20 protein-coding genes and 1 pseudogene are annotated in these 21,169 nt (G+C 55.8%); 12 read left to right on the top strand and 9 right to left on the bottom strand.

Annotation, left to right across the window (positions count from 1 at the left end):
* Nucleotides 1–46: 46 nt before the first annotated feature.
* The 6 genes and pseudogenes from QZR14_RS12535 to QZR14_RS12510 form a co-directional block, all read left to right on the top strand.
* Nucleotides 47–2,302, top strand: a pseudogene (locus QZR14_RS12535) (RHS repeat-associated core domain-containing protein); the annotation flags it as partial.
* A complete protein-coding gene (locus tag QZR14_RS12530) occupies nt 2,299–2,718 on the top strand; it encodes a hypothetical protein (protein WP_311996717.1) in 420 nt (139 codons plus the stop codon). The pseudogene QZR14_RS12535 and the gene QZR14_RS12530, both read left to right, overlap by 4 nt.
* A gap of 355 nt (nt 2,719–3,073) precedes the next feature.
* Nucleotides 3,074–3,457, top strand: a complete 384-nt coding sequence (locus QZR14_RS12525) for an SMI1/KNR4 family protein (protein ID WP_311996716.1) — start codon at nt 3,074–3,076, stop codon at nt 3,455–3,457.
* Nucleotides 3,458–3,683: 226 nt separating this feature from the next.
* Complete coding sequence (locus tag QZR14_RS12520; RefSeq protein WP_311996715.1) at nt 3,684–4,130, top strand: SMI1/KNR4 family protein; 447 nt, start codon at nt 3,684–3,686, stop codon at nt 4,128–4,130.
* Between the two features lie 119 nt (nt 4,131–4,249).
* Nucleotides 4,250–4,561 carry a hypothetical protein gene (locus QZR14_RS12515; protein ID WP_110721076.1) on the top strand — a complete coding sequence of 104 codons (312 nt, stop codon included), beginning with the start codon at nt 4,250–4,252 and terminating at the stop codon, nt 4,559–4,561.
* A 159-nt stretch (nt 4,562–4,720) separates the two neighbouring features.
* Complete coding sequence (locus QZR14_RS12510; protein ID WP_311996714.1) at nt 4,721–5,191, top strand: hypothetical protein; 471 nt, start codon at nt 4,721–4,723, stop codon at nt 5,189–5,191.
* A 153-nt stretch (nt 5,192–5,344) separates the two neighbouring features.
* Here the strand turns inward: QZR14_RS12510 and QZR14_RS12505 are convergent, their stop codons facing one another.
* Complete coding sequence (locus tag QZR14_RS12505; RefSeq protein WP_311996713.1) at nt 5,345–6,319, bottom strand: tetratricopeptide repeat protein; 975 nt, start codon at nt 6,317–6,319, stop codon at nt 5,345–5,347.
* 51 nt (nt 6,320–6,370) lie between these two features.
* Nucleotides 6,371–7,189, bottom strand: a complete 819-nt coding sequence (locus QZR14_RS12500) for a VanW family protein (protein ID WP_311996712.1) — start codon at nt 7,187–7,189, stop codon at nt 6,371–6,373.
* Nucleotides 7,190–7,413: 224 nt separating this feature from the next.
* Between QZR14_RS12500 and QZR14_RS12495 the strand changes: the two genes are divergently transcribed.
* Nucleotides 7,414–8,241 carry a glycosyltransferase family 2 protein gene (locus QZR14_RS12495; RefSeq protein WP_250606837.1) on the top strand — a complete coding sequence of 276 codons (828 nt, stop codon included), beginning with the start codon at nt 7,414–7,416 and terminating at the stop codon, nt 8,239–8,241.
* A 329-nt stretch (nt 8,242–8,570) separates the two neighbouring features.
* Here the strand turns inward: QZR14_RS12495 and QZR14_RS12490 are convergent, their stop codons facing one another.
* The 7 genes from QZR14_RS12490 to QZR14_RS12460 form a co-directional block, all read right to left on the bottom strand.
* The gene (locus tag QZR14_RS12490) at nt 8,571–9,155 is read right to left on the bottom strand and encodes a hypothetical protein (RefSeq protein ID WP_311996723.1); all 585 of its coding nucleotides are present in this window, start codon (nt 9,153–9,155) and stop codon (nt 8,571–8,573) included.
* A gap of 85 nt (nt 9,156–9,240) precedes the next feature.
* On the bottom strand, nt 9,241–9,438 hold the full coding sequence (locus QZR14_RS12485) for a hypothetical protein (protein ID WP_311996711.1): 198 nt from the start codon (nt 9,436–9,438) through the stop codon (nt 9,241–9,243).
* A 10-nt stretch (nt 9,439–9,448) separates the two neighbouring features.
* Nucleotides 9,449–9,691, bottom strand: coding sequence for a hypothetical protein (locus QZR14_RS12480; RefSeq protein ID WP_311996710.1), 243 nt, complete (start codon nt 9,689–9,691; stop codon nt 9,449–9,451).
* Between the two features lie 167 nt (nt 9,692–9,858).
* Entirely contained in the window at nt 9,859–10,926 is a 1,068-nt protein-coding gene (locus QZR14_RS12475) for a lipocalin-like domain-containing protein (RefSeq protein WP_250606840.1), read from the bottom strand.
* Nucleotides 10,916–13,387, bottom strand: a complete 2,472-nt coding sequence (locus tag QZR14_RS12470; protein ID WP_311996709.1) for an ABC transporter permease — start codon at nt 13,385–13,387, stop codon at nt 10,916–10,918. The genes QZR14_RS12475 and QZR14_RS12470 overlap by 11 nt, the downstream gene beginning before the upstream one ends.
* Nucleotides 13,384–14,037 carry an ABC transporter ATP-binding protein gene (locus tag QZR14_RS12465; protein ID WP_250606842.1) on the bottom strand — a complete coding sequence of 218 codons (654 nt, stop codon included), beginning with the start codon at nt 14,035–14,037 and terminating at the stop codon, nt 13,384–13,386. Before QZR14_RS12465 ends, QZR14_RS12470 begins: the two co-directional genes overlap by 4 nt.
* Before the next feature lie 197 nt (nt 14,038–14,234).
* Complete coding sequence (locus tag QZR14_RS12460) at nt 14,235–15,932, bottom strand: sulfatase-like hydrolase/transferase (RefSeq protein ID WP_311996708.1); 1,698 nt, start codon at nt 15,930–15,932, stop codon at nt 14,235–14,237.
* Nucleotides 15,933–16,321: 389 nt separating this feature from the next.
* Here QZR14_RS12460 and QZR14_RS12455 point away from each other — a divergent pair, with 389 nt between their 5' ends.
* Genes QZR14_RS12455 through QZR14_RS12435 form a run of 5 tightly spaced genes read left to right on the top strand, consistent with a single transcriptional unit; the run spans nt 16,322 to nt 21,167 of the window.
* Nucleotides 16,322–17,674, top strand: a complete 1,353-nt coding sequence (locus tag QZR14_RS12455; RefSeq protein ID WP_250606844.1) for a UDP-glucose dehydrogenase family protein — start codon at nt 16,322–16,324, stop codon at nt 17,672–17,674.
* Nucleotides 17,671–18,708 (top strand): NAD-dependent epimerase/dehydratase family protein, encoded by a 1,038-nt coding sequence (locus tag QZR14_RS12450; RefSeq protein WP_250606845.1) that lies wholly within the window; start codon nt 17,671–17,673, stop codon nt 18,706–18,708. The genes QZR14_RS12455 and QZR14_RS12450 overlap by 4 nt, the downstream gene beginning before the upstream one ends.
* Nucleotides 18,709–18,726: 18 nt before the next feature.
* Nucleotides 18,727–19,473, top strand: coding sequence for a sugar transferase (locus QZR14_RS12445; RefSeq protein WP_250606846.1), 747 nt, complete (start codon nt 18,727–18,729; stop codon nt 19,471–19,473).
* Nucleotides 19,473–20,120 carry a CpsD/CapB family tyrosine-protein kinase gene (locus tag QZR14_RS12440; RefSeq protein ID WP_250606847.1) on the top strand — a complete coding sequence of 216 codons (648 nt, stop codon included), beginning with the start codon at nt 19,473–19,475 and terminating at the stop codon, nt 20,118–20,120. Before QZR14_RS12445 ends, QZR14_RS12440 begins: the two co-directional genes overlap by 1 nt.
* A gap of 21 nt (nt 20,121–20,141) precedes the next feature.
* Nucleotides 20,142–21,167, top strand: coding sequence for a polysaccharide biosynthesis/export family protein (locus tag QZR14_RS12435; RefSeq protein WP_064120077.1), 1,026 nt, complete (start codon nt 20,142–20,144; stop codon nt 21,165–21,167).
* Nucleotides 21,168–21,169 lie beyond the last annotated feature (2 nt).

Below are 21,169 nucleotides of genomic sequence, written 5' to 3'. Positions count from 1 at the left end.
AGAAACCAGCCCTTTTTTTAGAAAATAAATTTGTCCCCTTTCTTCGGACTGCAACACCACGCTTTACAGCTATGATCGACAACAGCGTCTGTTAGAGACTCACCACTCAGACGGCAGCCGATGTCAACTCGGCTGGAACAACCTGGGTCAGTTGCTGGAAGAGCGCCTGCCAGATGGCGGTCAGCGCAAATACCGCTATGACGCGCTCGGTCGACAAATTACCCGTCAGGACGAATTCGGTGCTATCACCCAATACCAATGGGATGCAGTTGATCGTCTGACCCAAGTAACCCTGCCCGGCGGCGCCACCCGCGCCTTCAGCTACAACCCATATGGCCGCGTCACCGCCGAACGCGACGAGCTTGGGCGAATCACTCGTTACGAGTACGCCGACAACCTGCACCTGGTCAGCCGCCGCATTAATCCTGACGGCAGCCAACTGCGTTATCGCTACGACAACTCGCAACTCAACCTCACCGAAATCGAGAACGAGCGCGGCGAACGCTACCAACTCGACTACTACTCGAATGGCCTGATCCAGCAGGAAACTGGTTTTGACGGTCGCCGCACCGCGTATGAGTACGACCTCAACGGTCAGTTGCTGAAGAAAACCGAGTTCGGCGATGACGGCAGTGAACTGGTCAGCGAGTACCAGCGCGATGCCTACGGTCGTCTGTTGGTGAAGACCTTGCCCGACGGCGAGGAAATCCACTACAGCTACGACGCTCTAGGTCGCCTTGTCAACGTCGACGACGGTAACTGGCCACTTGCTTACGAATACGACGTGCAGGACCGCTTGATCACCGAGCACCAAGGCTGGGGTACGACGCGCTATGAGTACGACACCGTCGGCCAATTGAATCACTGCCGCCTGCCGGATGGCAGTACGCTCGATTACCGTCACCTGTCCGGCGGACGTCTGAGCAGCATTGACCTCAATGGGTCACGCCTGACTTCGCATCAATTCAGCGCCGGTCGCGAGCAACAACGCCAACAAGGCCTGTTGCTCAGCCAATACCAGTACGACGAACAGGGCCGCCTGCAAGCACACACCGTCGGTCAACGAGACAAGAATCTGCTCCAGCGCCGTTACAACTACGACGCCAACGGCAACCTTGCCGGTATCGACGACAGCCGCAAAGGTAGCCGTAGCTATCACTACGATCCACTCGATCGCCTGATCAGCGTACGCGGCGCCACACCGGAAAGCTTCGCCCACGACCCGGCGGGCAACCTACTGGGTCAGAATAACGAAGGTACGGCAAACCTCGCCAACGTCAAAGGCAACCGCCTGCTCATGCAGGGCGACCGCCACTATGACTACGATGCCTATGGCAACCTCATTCGCGAACGCCGTGGCGCCGGCCAGAAACTGGTCACCGAATACCGCTACGACTGCCAGCACCGCCTCATCGGCGTTAGCCTGCCCGGCGGCAGCAACGCCAGCTACAAGTACGACGCCTTCGGCCGCCGAATCGAAAAAACCGTAGACGGCCATACCACCGAATTTCTGTGGCAAGGCGAACGTCTGATCGCAGAAAGCGCCGACAATCATTATCGCAGCTACATTTACGAGCCCGGCAGCTTCCGCCCGCTGGCTATGCTCGACGGAGAAGGCCCGCGCAAAGCCACGCCGTTCTACTACCAACTCGACCACCTCGGCACACCGCAGGAACTCACTGATTACAGCGGCGAGATCATGTGGTCGGCCAAATACCGCGCCTACGGCAACCTTGTTGCACTGGACGTCAGCGGAATCAATAATCCGCTGCGCTTCCAGGGACAGTACTTCGATACGGAGACAGGCCTACACTACAACCGGCATCGCTACTACAATCCGAGCACTGGACGTTTTCTAACGTCAGATCCGATCAGGCTTGCGGGTGGCTTGAACAACTACCAGTACGTGCCAAATCCCACGGGCTGGATAGACCCCTTAGGGTTGGTTTGCAAGCAAACAAACGGTTCTACCCCAAAAAAACCTCCGCAGAAAACAGCACCTCCTGAAGTGGGAGAAACATTAGAGTTCGAACACTTCGAGCAAGCTCGCAATAAAGCACTTGAGTGGCTTGAAAGCAATGGATTCAAGGCTGAGAAGCCAACGATTGGCAAGTTTGGTACAAACGCAGGAAAGAACGTAGGTATGCAAACTGCTGATGGAAAGACTGGTTACCGAATAGAATACGATGAAAGAAGTGGCGCTCACATAAACGTCTGGTCAGGAAAAAAACCTGCCCCACATTACCTCTTCAACGCAAGTGAAAAAACAGTATTAAAACTACTCAGGGCATTTAAAAAATGAGTTATTTCGACGACGAGCTTGAAAAAGACCTATCAAACTCCAACATTACTTTCGAAAAATTGAAACCCGAAGTACATGATAGCTTTGTATCTAGCATCAATAAAAAATTTCCATTTAGTGGATCTAAAATAACTTGGAACACCCTCCCCAACAGCATGAATTACGTAAAAAAAGAGGCCAACCAAGCTTTTATTGACATTTCAAAAAGAATAACGACCCTCAACGCTTCCGAGATTATATTCATTGGCGACTCTCTTACAGATAAAGCATACAAAATAAGCACAGCAAATTTAGAATGCGCTCTAGCGATTTTCGCGGACATCCCTCAACATACTTACTTCTTCTCGGAAAGCCTAAGCTTCATCGGCTGCATTAGTAGCGAAGGAGAAATTGATTTTAGCGAATCATCTTCTTAATCATCACTCCCAATCAAGCCGGGGCAGGCCACGCGTCTGCTTTCCTGATGGGCTAAATAGGGCACGAACTAAAAAGGGGACTAAAAAGGGGACAGATTTATTTTCTACACGCTAAAAATAAATTTTCCCCACTTCTTATCCATAAACCGTTTAAGCCCTGGCATTAAGACGCCATCGGCGCAGCTTGATCAAAGAGTCAGAAACATTAAAGTTAAAGTCGCGCAGCGATAAATGGGGCAGATGTATTTTCCACACATGATCCAAAAGTAATTGAAACAAATCTATCCCCTTTTCGCTATGTATGCCTGATATAAAATTTGACTGGAGTTCTTTTGGGATTGAACAGGGATCCTCGGTGGATACCAATACGATTTTCCAAGTGGAAAAACTACTTAGCGTAAGTTTTCCAAAGTCATATTTGGACTTGGTCACATATTCCGATGAGGCATCTCCAGAGATATCTTCAGTTCCATATGGCAACGAAGTGACTTGCATAAGCGAATTCTTTTCTTTCTCGCCTGATGTGGCCCCGTATACCATCTCATGGTACTCAGGGGCGGGAACCCCCTCAGGGCTTCCCAAACAAATGATCCCTATAGCAAGGGATGCGGGTGGTTATCTGATTTGCCTAAATTTCAACACACCCTCGGTTGCTGTTGAAATATTTGATCAAAACTCAAGTAAAACCGACTTCGCCGTTAACAATTTTGATGATTTTGTTAATTTGTGGACTGAGTAAAACAACGCGCAAAAATAGTCAGCTTAGGATCGTGTCACCTATCGGAGGTAGTTTATCCTCAATGGAGGATTCTTCAGTCCTCTACTGATCATTATTACAAAGCATGATGGTTAGACAAAAGGGACAGATTTATTTTCTACAAACTAAAAATAAATCCGCCTCCTTTTCTCAAATTTAGGAAAGCATATTGAAAAGAACGAGCCAAAGACTTTGAGTGAGCAGAACCTTGCATAAATACCAAGACTTGATAACGAAACTCGATAACTCCGACGAAGAAACATTTTGGCTCGGCCGCGCCACTGCCGAGCAAGTTAAAAAACTCGAGAATATTCTAGGCATAAAGCTACCTGAAGATTTCGTTGACTTCTTGAGTGTATGCGGTGGTGGTGGTGCAGCAGACTCAGAAATATGCGGAGTTGAAAACAATGATGCAACTCTAGATAATGGCGGAACTGTAAATTACAGCACCATGTACTGCCGTTCGGAGTTTGAGCTACCTAGTCACTTTGCCGTCATTTATTTAAAAGACGACGAAGTTTGCTGGGCAATTGATTGCGGTCCCACGGGAAATGGACAGGTCATTAGCTACGATCTATTTAAGCGCAAACCGTCTAAGAAAATAGCGGAAAACTTCTATTCATTCTTTGAGGAATACGTCAAACTCAGAACTTAACTTTCAACCGTGAAAGAAGGGGGGAATACAAAAAATGGACTAAAAAGAGACAGATTTATTTTCTACCCACTGAAAATAAATCTGTCTCTTTTCTTCATTCGACGTACTTCCGGAAAAAAATGAGAACTTTTTATGTGATTGCTAATAAAGATATGGAGCCAAACCTCCTGCATAGCTCAAACTGGCCAAAGGTTATAGGCTATTCCTTCGCAGATAACTATTTTTACTTATCCGAAGGCAAAGGCAACGGCTTTGCCGCGAACGACATGCCTGAATCGAAAGCTAAAAGACCAGAATGGCTTGAAATATTCACAGATCTAGATGTGACTTGGTTCCTCAACATGATTGACAACACTAGCTTCACCAGCGAAACGGATTTCCGTGAAAAATTAACAGCACACATTGGCAACGTAGATACAATATTATTTTGACTAACTCGAGTTCGGAAAACGGAAAAAAGGGGACAGATTTATTTTCTACAAACTGAAGAAAATAAATCTGTCCCCTTTTCTTATTGGCTCTGAAAAAATCGACCACGGCGCCGACATGAACAAGCTTCTAAGCCAATTTGACGACTGGGAACAACTTCAATGACAACCAACTTTGAAATAGCTTTGAAAAAAAATGAACTCCCTGACTACTTCAGAGGTAATGGCCAATATTTCACAAGAGACCCCGACTGGGGAACCCAGTTGCATATCATAAATTGGCAAGGACTATGCGGCTATTTAAAATCGCTAGAAAGCTCGATCGAAATATTGAGGAATGCATTTAGCGTATACTTAAACTCGGTTGAGTTTACAAAAAATGACGCCAGCGACCTGCTTGAAAACATTGGCTGCTATTACTACCTAAGAAATAAACATCCTTTCTTGTCAAAAGATGGATTTGATCTTGTACGCGACGCTACTGATAGTGAGAAACAGAAAATTTCACATATCATGACCTTTCTGAGAAAAACAATCGAAGCCAACAATGATGTTCAAGACCTTGAACTCTATAATCGCCGCATGAGAAAACTCATTGATGACGGCGGCCCAACCAATATAGAGAGCCTCTAATTCTTTCGACGGAACCCACTGTAAAAAGGTGACCAAAAAGGGGACAGATTTATTTTCTACAAACTGAAAATAAATCTGTCCCCTTTTCTAGTATAAAAAGTGGGCGACCCCATAATCGCCCTCTTTCAAATCAATATGTTCTCCCCGTTTAAATCAAAGCTTTTGCAGCTCTTCTTTAGCTTCCGGAGCACCGCGATCAATTGCTTTGAGCATCCAGTACTCGGCCTTGGATTTGCTTTTTGGCAAACCGCCACATCCTTGCGCGTACATTTTCCCAAGCGCCAACTGCGCGTTGCCAAAATCGGCATCCGCAGACTTGCGGTAAAGCTTGGCCGCTTCACGTTGGTTTTTTACGGTGCCTCGCCCCTGTTCAAGCATTTGCGCCATTTCATACTGCGCGTACTTATTGCCGAGCGCAGCCGACTTGCCAAACCAGGAAAATGCCAGAGCTTCATCCTTGTCCACACCTCGTCCAGCGGCGATCATTTCCGCGAGATGAAGCTGACCGTAGTCGTCACCGGTTTCAGCCAGTTTGCGATACCACTGAGCGGCAACAACATCATCCTGTGTAACTCCGTCCCCTTTCTCATAAAGGCTTGCCAGCAGCATGTAGGCTGAGGGATATCCGCCTTCGGCGGATTGGTGGTAGTACGCTAATGCTTTGTCCATGTCCTTGAGATTTTTGATCGATCGGCCACCGCGATGGTAAATCTGCGCCAAACTGAACTGGGCCTTGGCGTTCCCCTGCTCCGCAGCTTTCAAATCCCAGTAAACACTTGCGTCTTCACCCTCAACGCTTCGATCCCAACGAAGTTCCTCAGCCAATCCGACTTGCGCTTCAGCATTACCTTGCTCTGCAGCTTTGCGAAACCACACTTCCGGCATGCCCGGTGACCACTGCTCAACCACCCCGCAGAGGTTCTCTTGAATGGCTTTGCCAAACTGCGTCTGTGCGTCAAGATCACCTGCGATCGCTTGTTCATGCAGCCGCTCAGAATTTGGCGCACACTTCCCTGCCTTCATGCCGTCGTAGTAATCACGCGGCGCTTGTGCCCACGTATTACAGGCGATGAACATTGAAAAAAGTGCAGTGCTTGCCGTACCGACAGTTTTGAAACGCTTGATCATTTGTTACTTCCTTGTAGCTTAAAAAATCCAACGAAAACCTTGCGCAAAATACTAGCTCGCTTCGAACATCCGCTCGTCCACGTCGTACTTAACCACCACCCGATTCCGATACAACCTCACCCTCTCCACCAACTCCCCAACCTGCCCCTTCTCCCGCACCTCCCGCCAAATCTCATTCTCCCGATACACCCGCACACCCTCCCGCACAAACCGATGCGCCTCTTGAAACACGTGATAGCGATATTCCCTCACCCGATCACACAACAACTCCCCTTCGAGTTGCGTCTCGCCGACGTTCAACTTCAGTTGAAAGTGCCGATCCGTCGGGTTGTGCAGCACCAGATCAACGTAGTTATAGAAAATCGCTGCCCCTGACCCGAACGGCAGTACCCGCCCCTCATCCGGAAACGGGTCGAAGCTGTGGTTGGAGCGTTCGACCACCACCAGCGGTGAATGAATGGCCATCCAGTGAATCAGGTTGCTCAGTTGGCAAATGCCACCGCCTACCCCGCGTCGTGCCTCGCCGAAGGACAGTTCCATGCCTTCAACGTAGCCGCGCTTCACAGTCGGGCGGCCGACGAGGCGGCAGAAGGAGAAGTGTTCGCCGGGGGCGATGATGACGCCGTCGATGGCGGCGACGGCGAGTTTGAGGTTGATGACTTTGTTGTGTTGCAGGGCGAGGTCGGAGTCGCCGAGTTTGCGGATGAGTTTCGAGGTGTGTTTGAGGTAGCGATAAGGCAGGCGCTCGGCCGTGGCGACGGGGCGTGCATAGCGTTTGCTGGAACAGCGCCAGGCGATCTGGCGGAACAGTCTTTTTTGCCACACGCGCAGCCAGTACAAGGCCGGGTGGTAGAGGGAAAGTGGTTTCATCCGTGACACAACGGCGTCCGCCGTTTCTTCCTTGAATCGTGAGAGGGGCGCGCATTTTATCCGCTTATGACCGGCAGCACCCCATGCATTTCATAAGACCAGCAGCCTCTCTTCGGCACACATTTACCGTCACATACGTAAATTAAGGTTCGACTAAGGTTGCCTCGCTACGATCGCAGCCACGAAACCCTGTCGCCCTTGAATCGCAGATGAGTCCTCCCGACATGAAAGCGTTTGATTTACCAGCCCAGCCAGCGTCGAATTTCAGCCTTGTCTTGGTAAATTACAAAACCCCGGACATCACCCGTATGTGCCTTGAGCTCTTGCGTGAGCATGTCCAGGAACAACGCATTCCGGTGTGGGTGGTGGATAACGATTCGGCGGATGCCAGTCTTGATTACTTGCGCTCGCTCGACTGGATCAACTTGATCGAGCGCCCTTCCCCGGGCAAGGAAGTCGGCCATATTGCGCATGGCAAGGCACTGGATCTGGCGCTGGAAAAAGTCGACACCGATTATCTGTTTCTGTTGCACACCGACACCTTTGTCTATGACAAAGAAGTGTTTGCCATGATGATGCGCGAATGCACGAAAACCGCGAACATGGCCGCAGTCGGTTGTGTCGAGCAACTCAATCGCGGGATTGTGCGTGACACCTGGCGTTTAACTTCGCGGTTCTGCAAGCACTATGTTCGCAAAGCAAAAGTGCGTCTTGGTCTGCGTTCGAAAATGCCAAGGCCGTACAAGGAAACTCATCTTAAAAGTTTTTGCACTTTGTGGAATGCGCGTTTGATGAAGTCACATGGCCTGCACTTCTGTATGGATGACCGCGTGCCCGGTTATACGCTGCAAGATCGAATGAGCGGTTTGGGCTATGGCATCAAGTTCCTGTCGCCACGCAAGATTTTCAGTTATCTGGATCACATCCAGTCAGGAACCGTCGCCGCAGCAGGCACCTACGGGAAAAATCACCGCAGGACAAAAATGTATCAGGCCACGCTGAAGCGCTTTCAAGGGCAGCAAGAGAAAGCTGAAGCGCACGCCTCGGTTTAATTCACGGCAAACAAAAAGGGCGACTATAAAGTCGCCCTTTTTGTTTGCCGAAATTGTATACATCCACTCCGAAGAGGTGTTCGCCCAGTGTAATGGCCTGGCAATCCATGCACCGGTAAAGAGCCCTGACACTGGGCGAACGGGTGGATTTTAATAGAACCTGGCGCTTATGTCCTCATTCTTGAATATGAAATTTATGTACGGAAACGTTAATAGATATTTATCGACGATTCCTTTCATGAAACTTTCAACGAAGGTAGATCACACTAATAGTATGACTACTCTCATACAAAAACTGTACAGGAGCAGCCAACTTGTAGAGTTAAAGCTCAACTTTCGTGTTGACTGGTCACTTTTAAGATATCGGTGTAAGTGACAATAACGCTCTGCCCTTCTTTCAGATCTTTCAGCCTGGCTTGAATTTCAGGCTTTTTCACGTCGAGAACTTTCGACACGCCCGCCGGGTTTTGCAGGGTCACCTGATTTGTTTTCAAATCAATTTTGGTGATTTTCAACTGCACCTGAACCTGACGATACGCCTCGCCGCCGGGGTTATCGCTGCCCGGGGCCTTACGCAACTCACCGGTACGTTCGGTGGTGCCAGGCAGACCTTTATCCACATCGGTATCGAGGTAAGCGGCGACGGAGCGCTGCACTTCGACTTTAACCAGATCGCCGACCTTCAGATTTGCGAGGTTTTTTGCCTTGTCGCTGAGCTGAACGTGGACCTGACGACCTTCGGCGCCTTCAAGCACGACCTGATGGTTGGCGGCATCGACGGAGAGCACTTTTGTGGTGACCTGATCCGCTTCGATGGTGGCGGACAGCGGAATATCAGCGGCAAATGCCCCGAAGCTGGTGGCGGACAATACGGTTGCGAGGGTGATGGCTTTGGCCAGTGCGTCGAGCTTCATAATCAATACTTTCCCTGTGATGAATGGCAGCGCCCGACGCCGAAGCGACTTCGGCGACGAGCGTGCCACTGAGCATAGACGCTGTTCAGGGCTTGGCTTTGGTTTGTGACGGCGAGGTTTGTTGCCTGGCGGTGTCCTGCGCGGTGGATTCGCCACTGGGCGTGCCTTTGCCCGTCTGTTCACGCTGTTTCGGGTCGGTGGGGCGCAGGGCGTCGTTATCGCGTTCGGTCTCGCCCGCTGGACGGGGTTCGTCGGGGTGTTCGCTGGAGCTGACGGGTTTCATGGGGTTTTCCTCAGGCTTCGGGGTCGTCGAGTTCACGGGCGACGTTGATCGCGGGTGAATCCTTGTGCAGGTCATCGGCTTTGGCGCGCAGGATCTGCCATTGCTCCAGGTCGATAACGCCTTGGCCGAGCAGGTCGTCGGCAATACGTTGCAGATCGAAGTAATGCGCATCGGGGGATTGCTGCCAGTAGGTCTGGTCATCGAACAGGCGCTGCCAGGTGGTCATGTCCGGGGGTTGCAGGTCGTCGCTCATGGCTAATCCTCGGCAGATTTTTCTGTAGAGGACAACACACCAACCCAAGTTCAAACCGATCCATTGCAGGAGCTGCCGAAGGCTGCGATCTTTTGATTTTGCTTTTAAAAAACAAGATCAAAAGATCGCAGCCTTCGGCAGCTCCTACGGGGATTCGTGGGTACTTTTCAGTACCCGGTCATTTCCAGATAACCTTGGCCGGGATGGCTGCCGCTGATGTGCACCGGGCCTTCCCAGTACGGAATGCGCAGGTTCATCCAGGCATTGGGATTGAGCGCGTCGAGGGTGATGTCGAGGTGTTTGTCGGGGATGCTGATCGACCATTTGACCGGCATCGCCCGGCCGGCGACCTTGGCCGTGGTTTGCGGGGTGAGCCGGATCTGCGAGCTGCTCAGGGTTTGCGTCTGACCGTCGGCAGCGATCCACGTGCCAGTGAGATACGGCGCGCCGTCCTTCTGGCGCATGCGGTAGAGCATCACGTGTTCGCCGCTGTCCAGATGCAGGGAAAACCAGTCCCAACCGGTTTGATTGGCGGTCAGCGGCTGGCTGCTCCATTCGCGATCAAGCCATGCCGGGCCGCTGACGGTGTAGGTCTGGCCGTCGATCTGCAACGTTCCGCTGGCCTGAAAAAACGGCTGACTGTAGTAGTACGACGCCTGACCTTCTTCGGATTTCTGGCTGAAGCCCTTGTCGCCCTGCAATACCAATGGACGACTGGAGGTGAGGTGCAATTGATAGGCGAAGTCCTTGTCGCGAGCGCTGAGTTGCATATCGCTCAAGGGATCCTGCGCCTGACTGGCGAACCGCCAGTCATCAATCCACGCCTCGAACGGCGCCAGCCGCACGCCCGCCTGCCCCACCCCGCCTCGGGCGTAACGTTCGGCGGCGTGATGCACCGTGCTGGAAGTCACCGCCGCATGCCCCAGCCAGATTGTCTGATCAGCCCACCCGGCCTGCTCCGCCACGGGTTTCAGCGCGCTGCGGAACAGCGTCCACTGCACGCCGAACTCGTTGCCCTGCTGATCCTCAAGATTGGCGGTGACGTACCACCACTCGATGCGAAAACCCGCGTGGGCAGCGTGATCTGCCGGGAAGCTGAACACCCGCCCCGGCACCACCGGCGTAAACGCCAACGCCTGATCGCCCATTCCGGCGAAGCCCTTCTGCTCCGGTGCCGATTGATCGCAACCGCCGAGCAGCAGCAAAACCGTGAGCAAAACGAGGTTAATCCTCATGGGCAAACGTCCTCAACAGGTCCGCCGGTTGCGTGCGGTACAGCGAATACAGCGGCCATGCCGACGCCAGTAACGTCGCCAGCAGTGCCAGCCCCATCAGTTGCAGCAGTTGCCACGGAAACAACCGCAAGGGCAACCGCCAGCCAAACGCCTGAACGTTGATCACCGCGTCCAGACACCACGCCAATGCGATTCCCAGCGGCAACGCCAACACTAATGTCAGCACCGCCAACAGCCAGGTCTGACCGAGATTGAGCAGCATCAATTGCCGCCGCGTGACGCCCAACGCCCACAGCGGTGCGAGTTGGCCGAGGCGACTCTGGCTTTGCGTCAGCAGGCTGATGAACAGCGCCACACCCGCCACCGCCAGGGTCAGGCTGTTCAACGCCGCCGTCGCCGCAAAGGTGCGTTCGAAGACCTGCACCGACCAGCCCTTGAGCCGCGCCTGCTCGACAATGCGGCTGTCATCCAGTTGAAAGCGCGCCTGCAAGGTGTTCAACAAGGTCGGGATGTTCGCCGGATCGATGCGCAGATTGAAACGGTTCGGCGTCAGTTGCGGCCAGCCGCGCAACAGGTGGTGGATGCTAACCAGCAAGTGCCCCTTGGGATTGCCGTAGTCGGCGTAGATGCCAACGATGCGCGGCGACCATGGGCCGTTGGGTGTCGCAATTGCCACGTGTTCACCCACGTGCAATTTCAGGCGCCGGGCGATTTGCTCGCTGAGCATCACCGCATCGTCCGTGGCCAGATGCGCCCACGGGTCGCCGGCAATCGCATCGAGCAGCGGCCAGTGCTGACGATAATGGGCGTGATCGATGATGCCGAACACCTCCGCAGGCCAGCCCTGCAACGTCACCGCGACCTGCCAGTTGGGCAGGATCGCCGCGATGTTCGGCTGCTGCTTCAGCCAGCTGTACATTTCCCGCGACTGTGCCGGATTGCTCGGGTTGATATACAGCTCGGCGCTCAGGCGTTGTTCGAGCCAGTCATCGAAGGTCTGGCGAAAACCGGCGGTCATGCTGCCGGCACCGATGTTGGCGGCGAGCGCCAGAAGCAATGCCATCAGCGCCAGGCTGAGTGCCGGCAATTGCTGACGGCAGTCGGCGAGAAACCATTGCCCCAGCACCGAACGACTGCGCCCGAGCAACTGATTCAACAGCGCGCTGAGCAACACCGGCAGCGCCAATGCGGCGCCGATCAGCAACCCGGCCATCAGGACAAAACCGCTGGCCAGACTGTCACCCCAGATCAACGCCACCAAGGCCAGCAAACCCAGCAGCGCTGCCAGCCAACCCTGCCGGCGCAACCAGCGCGCGTATTGCTGATGCCAGGCTTGCGGGTCCGCCACGGCCAACAACGGCAAACGGGCAGCGCGCAGCAGACTGTTGGACCCGGCGAGCAAGGCGCCGAGCAGGCTCAAACCGATGCCGCTGAACCACCACCAGGGACTGAGGCGTAACTGCCCCGCCACTTCCGCGCCATATAAACCGCGCAGGCTGGCGGCGACGTCCGGCAGCAAGACACTCGCCAGCCAATAGCCGCTGAGCACACCGAACAATCCGCCGATCAGCGCCAGCACACCCAGTTCAACGATCAGGCACACGATCAACATCCGCGCGCTGACCCCGCAAGCGCGCAACGTACGCAGCAGTCCGCGCCGTTGCTCAAGAGCCAGGCCAATCGCGGCGTGGACGATGAACAAGCCCACCACGAATGACAAAAAACCCAAGGCATCGAGATTCAGGTGAAAGCTCTCGGTCAGTCGCGCCAGATTGTTTTCCTCGCCGCTGCTTTTGAGCTGCAACTGACCTTTGAACGCGGCGGGCAACTCGGCGTGAAAATCCTTGGGCAGCAATAGCCGCGACAATTGTCCGGGTTGTTCCAGCAGGGTTTGCGCGACGCCGATGTCGACCAGCAATACGCCGGGGGCCATGTCCTTTTGCGCGAGCAACGGTGGCAGTTTTAAGCCGTTGAGTGTTTGCGGTGTGTCGCCTTCACGCAGGTTCAGCGCCTGCAGGGTTTCCGGTGAAACCCACGTACTGCCCGGTGGCGTGAAGAACTCGACGACACGCTCAATCGGCAACGCCTGTCCGGCCACCGCAGAATCGGCCGGTAATGACACCGGCTCGATGCCCATCAGTTGCAAGCGCTGCTCTTCATGGTCCTTGAGCAACAACCGGCCCTGCAGCAGCGGTGACACCGGCCAGCCTTGTCGGCGCAGGTCAACGAACCATTGCTGCGCGAACGTCGCACCGTTCGGCGTACTGAGACTGGCCTGGGGTTCGCCGCCGATCAACTGACTGGCCCGTGCGTAGCTGTCACGCGCCTGACTGTTCAACGCTTCGACGCCGGTGAGCAGACTGGTGGCCAGCCACAAGCCGGTCAGCACGCTGAAGAACTGCACCGGATGACGCCGCCAATGGCTGAGCAGCGCATGCAGGGTCTGCCGGAAAACGCTCACGTCAGCCGCCCGCTGGACAACACCACTCGCTGCGCCAGGCGCGCCGCGACGCGCGGGCTGTGAGTGACCATCAACAAGGTGGTCGGGGTGTCATCAAGCAATTCCAACAACAGGCGCAGCACTTCATCACTGGTCGCTTCGTCGAGGCTGCCGGTGGGTTCGTCGGCCAGCAGCAATTTCGGCTGCGAGGCCAATGCCCGGCCCAAGGCGACCCGCTGCTGCTGGCCACCGGAAAGTTGCTCGGGATAACGCTTGAGCAAATCACCCAGGCCCAGACGCTGCACCAGATGTGCCTGCCAACGCGGCTCATGGCGCCCGGCCAGGCGTGCCTGAAACGCCAGGTTGTCCTCGACGCGCAAACTGCCGATCAGGTTGAACTGCTGGAAAACCAGACCGATTTCCGTCCGCCGCCAGTTCGCCAGTTGCGCTTCGTTCATGTTTTCCAGCCGATGCTCGCCGCTGCGAATGCTGCCGCTGTCGACTTTGTCGAGGCCGGCCACCAGGTGCAGCAAAGTGCTTTTGCCGCTGCCGGATTCGCCCATCAGCGCCAGACTGCTGCCGGACTCCAGCGTCAGGTCGACGCCTTGCAGCACCGGCAATGAACCTTGCGGGGTGAGATAGCTTTTGAAGACGTTTTCAACACGAAGCATGCCGCCACCTGATCGGTCAGTGTGGGGCAAGGATAGCGGATGGCGATGACAGACTTGAATCTCGCGTTGAAGTAAACGGCCTCATCGCTGGCAAGCCAGCTCCCACAGGAATTGAGGTTGTTCACGATATTGAATTCACTCTAGAACACTGTGGGAGCTGGCTTGCCAGCGATCAGGCCAGTAAACCAGCCCAACACTTATTGACCGGCCGCCACACGCGTCTGCGCCTGCGCTGGCGTGACAATACTGCCCAGATCAATGTACTTCCACTCAGGCTTGGCCCCCAACCGCGCATTGAAGCGGTAGTTGAAGGTGAATTCATCCGCCGTCGCGACACTCAGTGGCTTGCCATAAACAGCCTCGATCCCCGCCAGGTCATAGCCCATCACCTGCAGCAGTGTCGGGAAGATGTTGTAGTGGCTGGAGTGATCCTTGTTCGCCGCAAGGTACGCAGACCAGTCCAGCGTCTTCAACCCGCTGCCCTGAATCACCACCAGCGGCACCAGCCCTTCCTCCTCCACCGGATCGCCACCGCAATGGGTGTTCAAGCCCGGATTACCGCGTTCGTGTAGATCCTGGCCATGATCAGACGTGTAGATCAGCAGCGCATTGTTCAGATTGCCTTGGGCGAACACTCGCGCGAAAAACTCGCCGACGTTCCACAACAGCGTGTTCTTGTAGGCATTGCGGTACAGCACCCAGTCATCCGGCTGACCATTGAAGCCGTTGCGTTCGCCGGTATCGGCCACCTCGGTGAACTGCCCGCGCGGCAGGGTCGGGCGGTAGGCCATGAACGCATCCGGGTATTTGTCATGCACCGGAAAGTGCGCGCCGACCTTGTTGATCACCACCAGCTCCGGCTTGTCGTCGTTGAGCAGTTCGATCAGCTTCGCCGCTGCTGCCATGTCGCGATCGCGCACGCTGGTCTGGTCGAATTGCACGAACTGGTCGATGTCCTTCTTCTCGGTGTCAGTCATCAGGTTCTGTAGATTGCCAGCGGTGCGCTGGGCATCGATGTATACCGTGCGCAGCCCGGCCTTTTTCGCGTACTGCCAGATCGACGGCAACGTCGTGTTGATGCGCATATAGTCGGCGCGGGTGCCGCCGTAGCGCAGGGTCACGTTGGTGTCGGCGCTGCAATTGGCGATGGACGCGGCGTAGCCGTAATTGAAGATGTCGACACCGGCATGCGCCTGCTTGAGGTTGCTGTGCACACCGAACGGCGCGTTGATATCCAGATAGTTGCCGGAAATGCTTTCGTCGATGATCAGCACGATGTCATGGCCGACCGCTTGCGAAGTGCGCGCCAGTGTCACCGGTTCACGCGGGCCGACGGTGTTGTGCAGCGCTTCGTAGGCAAACAGGTTGAGGTAGGCCAGCGGCGTGTACATGATCGGCAAACCCCGGGCGCCCTCACCCGCACGCAAAAACAACACCGCACTGAGCAGCAACACGCCGCACAGCGGCGCCGCCACACGCAACGCGTTGGGAATCGCCAGGCCGTGGCGGGGTTTCAGACCGATGCCGAACAACAACAGTAAACCGCTAAGCACGCCATGCAGGATGGCGTCCCGGTACTGGTACGCCGCTTCCTGGATGAAACCGCCGGAATACACCAGCGAGACGAAGCTGCTGTAGCTCAGGTAATCCGCCGTGACCCGGGTGTAGACATCGAAAAACACCGCAGAGGCGAACATCACCAATGCGAATGCATGCCGGATGAGAGTCTGCCGTATATACGCTGTTAGATATAACGCTAAAGTAAGCGCCAAAAACATCGCGCCAAAAAGAAGTACAGCAAAACCGAGGCCGATAGCATTTAACCGCTCTATGTAATATTGGGCATAAAGCAGTAAATAAATAATTAAAAACAATTCTTTCGCATATCTGAACATGGCGATACCGGTCGTGCAAAACGGCTGGAAGTCAAAGGTTTGTCAGTCAGAACCTGACACTAGCACCCGGCTATCAAAGCGCAAGAATTGACTGCTTTTTGGATAAAGCGTCAAAAAAACGGTGACTCAAATCTGACACACCTGCGCCGCCAGAAGCCTTTAAATTAAAGGCTTACGACCGCTTATCGCTTATTTTGAATCTGAACAAATCTGCAAAGAAGCAACAATCTCAATGGTAGCAATGACTTGATGGCCAATCGCCAAAAAATGCTCAAGTGTTATACAGATGCAACATGTCATTTTGCTGACACGCTTTGCGAACCCTGCGCTATACCCCATTTACAGTTTTCTTCCGAACTTCTTCTTTTCGCTCTATCGAGGGTGCGCAGATGGACGTGAGCGTATTTGGCACGGGCTATGTTGGATTAATACAAGCCGCCGCACTTGCAGATGTAGGTCATCGCGTTTTATGCGTAGATATTGACCCAAACAAGATTAAACAACTGCAACAAGCGGTGCCGCCAATTAGCGAGCCAGGTTTGTCCAGTACTCTTGAAGAGAACATCAAGGCCGGCCGTCTGCTGTTCAGCACCCAAGCCAGTGATGCGGTCGAGCATGCCGAGCTGATCTTCATCGCCGTCGGCACCCCCGCCGATGAGGACGGCTCTGCCGATCTCAGCCACGTGCTCAACGTCGCCCGGCAAATCGCCTCGCACATGGAGGCCGACCGCACGCTGATCATCAAATCCACGGTGCCGGTGGGCACGGCGGATCAGGTGCTGGCGACCGCCAACAGCGAATTGCAGCGCCGCGACAAGACCGGGCTGACCGTACGGGTGGTCTCCAACCCGGAATTCCTCAAGGAAGGCAGCGCCCTCGCCGACTGCATGCGCCCGGACCGGATCATCGTCGGCACTCGCGACGACGCCGCCCGCGAACAAATGAGCGAGCTGTACGCGCCATTCTGCCGCAACCACGAAAAACTGATGTTCATGGACAACCGCAGCGCCGAACTGACCAAGTACGCCGCCAACGCGATGCTCGCCACGCGCATCAGCTTCATGAACGAACTGGCCAATCTCACTGAACTGCTCGGCGCCGACATCGAAGCGGTGCGCAAAGGCATCGGTTCTGATCCGCGCATCGGTTACCACTTCATCTATCCGGGCTGCGGCTTCGGTGGCTCGTGCTTTCCCAAGGATCTGCGCGCCCTGCTGCACACCGCCGAACACAACGGCATGCCGTTGAAATTGTTGCGCAGCGTCACCGACGTCAACGACCTGCAGCGGCACATCCTCTTCAGCAAACTCAAAGCACAGTTCCCGCAAGGTCTGGCTGGCAAATCCATCGCGATCTGGGGCCTGGCCTTCAAGCCCAATACCGATGACATGCGTGAAGCACCGAGCCGTTATCTGATGGATGCACTGTGGGCCGAAGGCGCCAGCGTGCAGGCCTACGACCCGGAAGCGATGTCCGAATGCCGTCGCCTCTATGGTTACCGCAACGATCTGCACCTGTGCGCCACTCGCGACGACACCCTGGAAGACGCCGATGCGCTGGTGATCTGCACCGAGTGGAAAAACTTCCGCGTGGTCGATTTCGAACTGCTCGCCGATAAGCTGCGCTCCAAGGTGATCATCGACGGTCGCAATCTGTACAACCCGGAACAAGTGGCGGCCGCCGGCCTGCACTACAGCGGCATCGGTCTGCGTCACATCGCTCCCGAAGGACTGCGGCCGTGAAGGTCCTGGTCACCGGTGCGGCCGGTTTCATTGGTGCCCATTGCGTGTTGCGGTTAATGCGTGACGGGCATTCGGTGGTCGGTCTGGACAATTTCAACGCCTACTACGACCCGCAACTCAAGCGCGACCGCGTGCAGTGGGTGCGCGAGCAGGCCGGCGATTTCCAGGTCGCCACGGTTGACCTGGCCGATGCAGCGGCCATCGACGCGCTGTTTGTCCGCGAACGCCCGCAAGTGGTGATCCACCTCGCCGCGCAAGCCGGGGTGCGTTACTCGCTGGACAATCCCAAGGCGTATCTGGACAGCAACCTCAACGGTTTCCTCAACATTCTCGAGAGCTGCCGGCATCACCCGGTCGAGCATCTGATCTACGCGTCATCGAGTTCGGTGTACGGCGCTAATCAGCACACGCCCTACTCCGTGAAAGACGGCGTCAATCACCCGCTGTCGCTGTACGCCGCAACCAAGAAAGCCAACGAGCTGATGGCGCACAGTTACAGCCACCTGTTCGGCATTCCCTGCACCGGCCTGCGTTTTTTCACTGTGTACGGGCCATGGGGGCGGCCGGACATGTCGCCGATCCAGTTTGCCCGGGCGATCAGCGAAGGCGAGCCGCTGAAGCTGTTCAATTATGGCGAGCACCAGCGCGATTTCACCTACATCGACGACATCATCGAAAGCATCGCCCGCCTCACCGAACGCCCACCGCACGCCGACCCGCACTGGGATCGCGAGCAGCCCGACCCGGCCAGCAGCATGGCGCCGTGGCGCCTGTTCAACATCGGCGGGCAGCACCCGGTGGCGCTGAAAACCTATCTGGCGCTGATGGAAAAACACCTTGGCCAGAAAGCCATTGTCGAGCTGCTGCCGCTGCAACCGGGCGACGTGCTCAACACCTGCGCCGAGGCCAGCGATCTGGCCCAGGCCACCGGATTTCAGCCCCGGATTGAGTTGGATGAGGGACTGGGACGTTTCATCGCCTGGTTCCGCGACTACTACCCCACTGCCTATCGCCCACGCGCCGCTCGCGGCTGAATTAATGCGGAGGACTCCATGACTGGACATGAGAAAGGTGTGCCGATCCAGGAAATGCGCCGTGACAAGCGCGTTGACCCCGAGCACCGAATGCGTCTCGACGCGGCGATCCATCGCCAGGGTCGCGGTTGGTTCACCGGCCGCGATGGCGGTCGTCCTTGGCAACTGTCACGCACCAACCGCGTGGTCGCCTGCCTTGGCGCGTTGCTGATCCTCGTGCTGATCTCGCCGCTGTTGCTGGGGCTGGCACTGGCCATCAAGTTCAGCAGCCCCGGGCCGGTGATGTTCGTGCAGAAACGCACCGGCTATCGCGGCCGCAAGTTCGGCATGTACAAATTTCGCACCATGGTGGCCAACGCCGAAGAATTGAAAGAGTCGCTGCGTCACCTGAACAAACACGGTGCCGACGCCATCGACTTCAAGATTGACCGGGACCCGCGCATCACCCGCATTGGCGGTTTCCTGCGGCGCACCAGCCTCGATGAATTGCCCAACCTGATCAACGTAGTGACCGGCGACATGCGCCTGGTCGGCCCGCGTCCGACCTCGTTCAACGCCTACCGCTACAAGGACAACCACCTTGCCCGTCTGGCGATCTACCCCGGCATGACCGGCCTGTGGCAGATCTCCGGACGCAGCAATATCGACTTCGACCAGCGCGTTGAGTTGGACCTCAGCTACATCGCCGAGCAGAGCCTTCTGCTTGATCTGAAGATTCTGTTGAAAACCCCCTTCAAAGTATTCAGCGGCCACGGAGCAAGCTAATGGACGGTTCAACCAACAAAAGCCTGAGCATCGCCAACCCCAGCGAATCGAACCTGACCTCGACCGTGCTGGATCTCGATCTGCGGATCCTGTTCCTGACCGCCGCCAACCCCGGCGCCGGCACCACCACCAGTGCGCTGGCGCTGGCCAGCCAACTGGCGCAAATGAGCAGCGGCCAGGTGCTGCTGGTCGACGCCAGCCAGTCGGCGAGCAACCTCACGCAGCAACTGAACCTGAGCAAGGAACGCGGCCTGCGCGACTTGCTGTTCAACCCGGACAACCCGCCGCTGTTGCAGGACTGTGTGGTGCAGGTGTCGAGCCTGCCGTTCCACGTGCTGCCCAATGGCCGGCCAATCCGCACCATGGAACACCTGACCGCCGAGCGCCTGAGCCCGTTGCTCGATCAATTGGGCAGTCAGTACCGCTTCGTGGTGATCGACGGCGACGCGGTGTATTCCGCCGCCGACACCCTGGTCATCAGCACTCAGGTCGATGGCGTGGTGTTTGTCGTGCGCGCCGAAGACACCCGCTGGGAAGTCGCCCAGGCCGCCGTGCAACGCCTGACCCAGGCCGGGGCAAAAGTGGTTGGCAGCGTGTTCAACCGACGCAAGTACTACATGCCCAAATGGCTTTACCAAAACCTCTAAGCGAACGCGAAGGATGACGCCATGAACGCCAAGATTCTTGTGCTGCTGATGCTGCCGCTTGCAGGCTGCTCGAGCACCTCCGAAACCCAGAACATGCCGGTGAATATCCTCACCGCCACCCCGGCCAACGCCCAGGCGACTGATATGCCGAAGATCGAGCAGACTCTGCGCCCGCAGGATGTGCTCGACGTGATCTTCCATATCAGCACCAGCGGCTCGGACGCCTACCGCGTGCAATCGGGTGACCAGATCGGTCTGAACTTCACCGCCGCCAGCCAGCTCAACGGCAATCAGCTGGTGCTGCCCGACGGCACCATCGAACTGCCGGGCGCCAACACCTCGGTGAAAATCGCCGGGCTGACCAGTGATCAGGCGCGCGAAGAAATCCAGCGTGCCTATCAACGCAAGCAGCTGTTCCAGCCAAACCGCAATCAGTTGACCGTGCAGATCATCAGCCCGCTGACCAACGAGCAGAATCTGAAAAGCGCGCTGAACCACCCGGCCACCGGCATGAGCCGTGAGATCACTGTCGGCACCGACGGCTACGCGAGTTTCCCGGAAATCGGCGCCGTGCCGCTGCAAGGCATGACCGTCAATCAACTGGAAACCTTCCTCAACAAGAAGTACGCGCAACTGCCCGGCCGCATGACCGTGGACGTACTGCTGAAATCCACCGCCGGCAACGAGATCTACGTGCTCGGCGAAGTCGGCCAGCCGGGTTCCTACCCGATCCGCCGGCCGGTATCGGTGCTTGAAGCACTGACCCTGGCCCGTGGTACCAACGTCAAGGCTCGCCTGGATTCGGTGGTGATCATGCGCCGCAACGGCAATCAGGTGCAGGCAGTGCGCTACGACGTCGAGAAGGCCTTGTCCGGCGATGCTTCGCAGATCGCGTATCTGCAACCGGACGACATGCTCTACGTGCCGAAAACCAAACTGGCCAGCGCCGGCGAACTCGCCCGCCAATTGGCTGACGTGGTGCTGTTCCAGGGCGTCGGGTTCAGCTTCGGCTACCGCGTCGACAACAAAGACAGCAACAACAACTGACT

Source organism: Pseudomonas sp. rhizo66, from assembly GCF_031931925.1.
Taxonomy (GTDB): Bacteria; Pseudomonadota; Gammaproteobacteria; order Pseudomonadales; family Pseudomonadaceae; genus Aquipseudomonas.
The sequence above is the reverse complement of the archived record's forward strand: the minus strand, read 5'-3'. Positions and strand labels throughout refer to the sequence as shown.

Excerpts from the sequence above, each read along its gene's own strand:
- QZR14_RS12490 (WP_311996723.1), bottom strand. The coding sequence starts at position 9,155 with ATGAAGCTCGACGCACTGGCCAAAGCCATCACCCTCGCAACCGTATTG.
- QZR14_RS12480 (WP_311996710.1), bottom strand. The coding sequence starts at position 9,691 with ATGAGCGACGACCTGCAACCCCCGGACATGACCACCTGGCAGCGCCTG.
- QZR14_RS12500 (WP_311996712.1), bottom strand. The coding sequence starts at position 7,189 with ATGAAACCACTTTCCCTCTACCACCCGGCCTTGTACTGGCTGCGCGTG.
- QZR14_RS12530 (WP_311996717.1), top strand. The coding sequence starts at position 2,299 with ATGAGTTATTTCGACGACGAGCTTGAAAAAGACCTATCAAACTCCAAC.
- QZR14_RS12505 (WP_311996713.1), bottom strand. The coding sequence starts at position 6,319 with ATGATCAAGCGTTTCAAAACTGTCGGTACGGCAAGCACTGCACTTTTT.
- QZR14_RS12440 (WP_250606847.1), top strand. The coding sequence starts at position 19,473 with ATGGACGGTTCAACCAACAAAAGCCTGAGCATCGCCAACCCCAGCGAA.
- QZR14_RS12515 (WP_110721076.1), top strand. The coding sequence starts at position 4,250 with ATGAGAACTTTTTATGTGATTGCTAATAAAGATATGGAGCCAAACCTC.
- QZR14_RS12495 (WP_250606837.1), top strand. The coding sequence starts at position 7,414 with ATGAAAGCGTTTGATTTACCAGCCCAGCCAGCGTCGAATTTCAGCCTT.
- QZR14_RS12475 (WP_250606840.1), bottom strand. The coding sequence starts at position 10,926 with ATGAGGATTAACCTCGTTTTGCTCACGGTTTTGCTGCTGCTCGGCGGT.
- QZR14_RS12460 (WP_311996708.1), bottom strand. The coding sequence starts at position 15,932 with ATGTTCAGATATGCGAAAGAATTGTTTTTAATTATTTATTTACTGCTT.
- QZR14_RS12445 (WP_250606846.1), top strand. The coding sequence starts at position 18,727 with ATGACTGGACATGAGAAAGGTGTGCCGATCCAGGAAATGCGCCGTGAC.
- QZR14_RS12465 (WP_250606842.1), bottom strand. The coding sequence starts at position 14,037 with ATGCTTCGTGTTGAAAACGTCTTCAAAAGCTATCTCACCCCGCAAGGT.
- QZR14_RS12435 (WP_064120077.1), top strand. The coding sequence starts at position 20,142 with ATGAACGCCAAGATTCTTGTGCTGCTGATGCTGCCGCTTGCAGGCTGC.
- QZR14_RS12510 (WP_311996714.1), top strand. The coding sequence starts at position 4,721 with ATGACAACCAACTTTGAAATAGCTTTGAAAAAAAATGAACTCCCTGAC.
- QZR14_RS12485 (WP_311996711.1), bottom strand. The coding sequence starts at position 9,438 with ATGAAACCCGTCAGCTCCAGCGAACACCCCGACGAACCCCGTCCAGCG.
- QZR14_RS12455 (WP_250606844.1), top strand. The coding sequence starts at position 16,322 with ATGGACGTGAGCGTATTTGGCACGGGCTATGTTGGATTAATACAAGCC.